The organism is Mixta mediterraneensis (genome assembly GCF_030283135.1).
In the GTDB taxonomy this organism is placed as follows: Bacteria; Pseudomonadota; Gammaproteobacteria; order Enterobacterales; family Enterobacteriaceae; genus Pantoea; species Pantoea mediterraneensis.
Map to the genome: position 1 here is coordinate 1 of NZ_JASUAZ010000093.1, position 3,692 is coordinate 3,692.

At 49.2% G+C, this 3,692-nt stretch carries 4 protein-coding genes and 2 pseudogenes; all 6 read left to right on the top strand.

The features are described from left to right. Positions 1-106: 106 nt before the first annotated feature. Positions 107-688, top strand: a pseudogene (locus QRY16_RS21565) (4-carboxy-4-hydroxy-2-oxoadipate aldolase/oxaloacetate decarboxylase); the annotation flags it as partial. A gap of 2 nt (positions 689-690) precedes the next feature. Next, complete coding sequence (locus QRY16_RS21570; RefSeq protein WP_289778004.1) at positions 691-1,788, top strand: 4-oxalomesaconate tautomerase; 1,098 nt, start codon at positions 691-693, stop codon at positions 1,786-1,788. Beyond that, positions 1,785-1,970, top strand: a complete 186-nt coding sequence (locus tag QRY16_RS21575; RefSeq protein ID WP_289778005.1) for a hypothetical protein — start codon at positions 1,785-1,787, stop codon at positions 1,968-1,970. Before QRY16_RS21570 ends, QRY16_RS21575 begins: the two co-directional genes overlap by 4 nt. After that, positions 1,946-2,062, top strand: a pseudogene (locus QRY16_RS22140) (6-phosphogluconate dehydrogenase); the annotation flags it as partial. The gene QRY16_RS21575 and the pseudogene QRY16_RS22140, both read left to right, overlap by 25 nt. A 63-nt stretch (positions 2,063-2,125) precedes the next feature. Beyond that, positions 2,126-3,241: a cobalamin-independent methionine synthase II family protein gene (locus QRY16_RS21580; protein ID WP_289778006.1), complete on the top strand. Its 1,116-nt coding sequence runs from the start codon at positions 2,126-2,128 to the stop codon at positions 3,239-3,241. Positions 3,242-3,252: 11 nt separating this feature from the next. Then, complete coding sequence (locus tag QRY16_RS21585) at positions 3,253-3,495, top strand: DNA polymerase III subunit theta (protein ID WP_289778007.1); 243 nt, start codon at positions 3,253-3,255, stop codon at positions 3,493-3,495. The last annotated feature ends 197 nt before the right edge of the window (positions 3,496-3,692 follow it).

The window sequence follows — 3,692 nt, forward strand, 5'->3', positions numbered from 1 at the left end:
AGCTATCGACTGAAACAGAAACGAAAGGCAGGGATTATCGCGGAAGCTAATCCTGAGTAAAACGGTGGATCAATATTAAACCGTTGGTGGTGATGGTAAGCGGATCACTTTTTACCCGTTGTTGACAGGTAAATCCATTTCAGGCAGTGCCGTGACGGTTTTAGTTACGCCTGGCGATAACTGGATGTTTCATGTTGCGGTTGAGCAGTGTCAGCCAGGTGACGTACTTCTGGTAGCGCCAACGTCAGATTGCCATGACGGTTTTTTCGGCGATTTGCTCGCGACTTCATTAAAAGCGCGTGGGGTGATTGCTCTGGTTGGAGATATCGGTATTCGTGACAGTCAGACATTACGGGATATGGAATTTCCAGTCTGGTCCCGGGCCGTCTATGCGCAGGGCACAGTGAAAGAAACGCTGGGATCAGTAAATGTCCCGCTTTTGTGTGCCGGCCAGGTGGTATATCCAGGCGACATCATTGTTGCCGACGACGATGGCGTAGTCATCGTACCTCAAGCTAACGCAGAGAGTATCAATATTGCGGCTCAGAAACGTATTGATATTGAAGAAAGTAAACGCCAGCGTCTCGCAGCTGGTGAGTTAGGTCTGGATATTTATCAGATGCGCCCGGCTCTTGCCCAGAAAGGGTTGCGTTACGTTGATTCAATTGACGAGCTGAGGAACGGTTAACGATGAAACAGACGCTGATTCCCTGCATTCAAATGCGTGGTGGCACTTCTAAAGCCGCCTGTTTTCTTGCCAGCGATCTTCCTGCTGATAGTGCGATGCGGGATCGCGTACTGCTTGCTGCTATGGGCTCCCCTGATGTTCGTCAAATCGATGGAATTGGCGGGGCCGATCCGCTCACCAGTAAAGTTGCGATCATTTCGCCTTCTACACGTGCTGATGCGGATGTCAATTACCTGTTTGCCCAAGTCAATGTCGATAAAGCGATCGTTGATTATGGGCAAAATTGCGGCAATATCCTCGCTGCAGTCGCACCGTTCGCTATCGAAAAAGGCCTGGTCCAGGTACAGAGCTCCCTTTCCAGGGTCCGCATTTATATGGTCAATACCGATCAAATCGCCGAAGCACAAGTCCATACCCCGGATGGTGCAGTTGAGTATGAGGGAGACACGCGTATTGATGGTGTGCCGGGCTTCGGTGCAGAGCAGGTGCTGACATTTGCCGATATAGCGGGGTCAAGTTGTGGAGCACTCTTGCCTACCGGGCGGCCGCGCGACCGGTTCGACGGTATTGATGTGACCTGCATTGATAATGGTATGCCTGTAGTCATAGTGCGCGCGGCAGACTTCAGCCGTTCTGGGCTGGAAACCCGGGAGCAGCTGGATAGTGATGACGAACTAAAGGCCCGGCTTGAGTCCATTCGAATTCAGGCCGGGAAAGTAATGAATCTGGGCGATGTTACACATCGCACCGTTCCAAAAATGACACTGGTTGCTCCGCCTTCATCCAGCGGAACCGTGACGACACGCACTTTTATCCCCCATCGTTGCCATGCTTCTATTGGGGTATTAGGGGCCGTCAGTGTTGCGACAGCATGCCTGATTGAGGGAGCCGTGACGAATGATGTAGCGCGCGTATCGACAGGTGACAACCAACGCATAATGGTAGAACACCCCACCGGTGAATTCGGCGTCATGTTAGAGCGCGATGATCAAGGCAATATTATCCGGAGTGGTTTGATCCGCACCGCTCGCTTGCTCTTCCGCGGCTATGTCGCTGTGCCTGGATCACTCTGGAGCGGATACCCAAAGGAGAATCCATGACCAACATTACCATCATTGGTTTTGGAGAAGCAGGCAGAATCTACGCACAGGATCTTTCGCAACGAGGCGTAAAAGTTGCTGTATGGGACAAAAAGTTTCTTACTCCTGAAGCGGATAAACTACACCAGCTTGCTCATGAAATAAATGTTCTGGCAGCGGTGGTTATGTTGATGTCGCAGTAATGGCCCCAGTGCCACCTAAGCGACTTCAGACACCGTTACTCATAGCTGGCGAGCTGGCGGATAAAATCGCACAGCAATTATCATTAATGGGCTGTCAAATGCTCATGCGAGCCTGAACGGGCTCGCCTTTTTCGAATTACTTACGGGTACTTTCTATGCTCAAAAACACTCCGCCGTTTCGGGCTGAAATCGTTGGCAGTTTTCTGCGACCAAACAACATCAAAAATGCCAGAATCCAGAAAGCGGCAGGACAAATTGACGCTCAGCAGCTGCGCCAGATTGAAGATGCAGAAATCAAACGTGTCGTCATCCTACAGCGCATGAATGGTCTAAAGGTGGTAACGGACGGAGAATTCCGACGCGCCTGGTGGCATCTGGACTTCTTTGCCGCTCTAAAAGGTGCGGAATACTACGAACTGGATCAGGGCGTCCAGTTCAATGGCATCAAAACTAAAGCTCAGGGTGTGCGCGTTGTCGGGAAACTGGCCTTTCAGGAACACCCTATGCTCGAGGATTTTCGCTACCTGAAAAGTGTTGCCGGCGATGCCGTCCCGAAGATGACGATCCCAAGCCCAAGTGTGCTGTATTTCCGTGGTGGACGAGCGGCTATCAACGCGCAGGTTTACCCTGACCTTAAAGACTACTTTACTGATCTGGTAACAACCTGGCGCGATGCTATACGTGCATTCTATGAGGCTGGCTGCCGGTATCTCCAGCTTGATGATACTGTCTGGGCGTACCTGTGTTCAGAAGACCAGAAACAACAGCTGAGAGATAAAGGTGAAGATCCCGACATGCTGGCACGTACCTATGCCGCAACGCTCAATGCAATAGTTGCTGATAAGCCAGACGATTTAGTCATCGGTCTGCATGTTTGCCGCGGAAACTTTCGTTCAACATGGATAGCCGAAGGTGGTTACGAACCGGTTGCTGAAGTCTTATTCGGAACCGTCAATGTAGACGTATTTTTCCTTGAATACGACAATGAGCGTTCCGGCGGCTTTGAGCCTTTACGATTCATAAAACCGGGACATCAGAGGGTGGTTCTGGGGTTAGTTACGACGAAATCTGGCAAACTTGAAGATAAAGATCAGATAAAACAGCGTATTCAGGAAGCTGCTGAGTTCATTGATCTCCGCCAGTTAAGCCTTTCACCGCAATGTGGCTTTGCTTCTACTGAGGAAGGAAACAGCATTACTGAAGAACAACAGTGGCAAAAAATCAGACTAGTGACGGATATTGCTAGCGAAGCCTGGAAGAAAGATGAGTAAGAGACAACCAGATGTCACAGTTTAATTTATCGAAGAAAAGCCTGGAAGAACGCCAGAGAATCGATGTAGATCTGGCGGCATCAGGAGTCGCATGTAAAGAGCGATTGAATCTACCAGTCATAGTTTCAGATATTGAGAAAGTACAACCGGTTGAACTCCATGACTACTTCAGGGAAAGACTTAAATTTTATAGACTGAAATCGAAAGATTTCCCACCAGGGCAGTCCCCTATATATATGAAAGATAAAAAATGATGGGATATAGCTGATGCGGTTGGTTTGCATCAGCTATATTCCTGTAATTCAGAAGTAATAACTCATATTCAGTGTACTAGCTCAGACCTGATCTGACAGTTACCGGTTATTTATACAGGTGTCTGTCAGATTAAATCTGGTTCAGATTCTTTTCTGCCCAGACCCGTTTTCCATCAAGTAACGTGGCCATTGGCGTA

Coding starts and splice junctions, on each gene's coding strand:
- QRY16_RS21570 (WP_289778004.1), top strand. CDS start 691: ATGAAACAGACGCTGATTCCCTGCATTCAAATGCGTGGTGGCACTTCT.
- QRY16_RS21580 (WP_289778006.1), top strand. CDS start 2,126: ATGCTCAAAAACACTCCGCCGTTTCGGGCTGAAATCGTTGGCAGTTTT.
- QRY16_RS21575 (WP_289778005.1), top strand. CDS start 1,785: ATGACCAACATTACCATCATTGGTTTTGGAGAAGCAGGCAGAATCTAC.
- QRY16_RS21585 (WP_289778007.1), top strand. CDS start 3,253: ATGTCACAGTTTAATTTATCGAAGAAAAGCCTGGAAGAACGCCAGAGA.